The 428-nt window shown below is 65.0% G+C and carries 2 protein-coding genes; one reads left to right on the forward strand and one right to left on the reverse strand.

Translation table 11 applies throughout. The features are described 5' to 3' along the window. Window positions 1-297, reverse strand: a 297-nt coding sequence (locus D0N36_RS20335; protein ID WP_147320992.1) for an efflux RND transporter permease subunit, incomplete at its 3' end; no start/stop codon positions are given. Here D0N36_RS20335 and D0N36_RS19410 point away from each other — a divergent pair. Beyond that, a partial coding sequence (locus D0N36_RS19410) for a hypothetical protein (protein WP_207190735.1) occupies window positions 212-428 on the forward strand: 217 nt, incomplete at its 3' end. The genes D0N36_RS20335 and D0N36_RS19410 overlap by 86 nt on opposite strands.

Below are 428 nucleotides of genomic sequence, written 5' to 3' on the forward strand. Positions count from 1 at the left end.
CTGCACCTCGACCGAGGCCTGGCCGGTGTCGGTGCCCGGCTTGAAGTTGGCGATGATCTCGACCTGGCCGAGCGAGTCGGAGGTCGATTCGAAGTTCAGGATGTTGGCGGCGCCGTTGAGCTCCTCCTCGATCAGCCGCGTCACGCTGTTGTAGAGGTTCTCCGGCGACGCGCCGGGATAGCTGGTCGAGATCGAGATCGAGGGCGGCGCGATGATCGGATACTGCGCGACCGCGAGCAGCGGAATCGAGATTGCGCCGACCAGACAGATGAACAGGGCGACGACCCAGGCGAAGATCGGCCTGCACCTCGACCGAGGCCTGGCCGGTGTCGGTGCCCGGCTTGAAGTTGGCGATGATCTCGACCTGGCCGAGCGAGTCGGAGGTCGATTCGAAGTTCAGGATGTTGGCGGCGCCGTTGAGCTCCTCC

The sequence above is a fragment of the Hymenobacter lapidiphilus genome, from assembly GCF_003417065.2.
In the GTDB taxonomy this organism is placed as follows: Bacteria; Bacteroidota; Bacteroidia; order Cytophagales; family Hymenobacteraceae; genus Hymenobacter.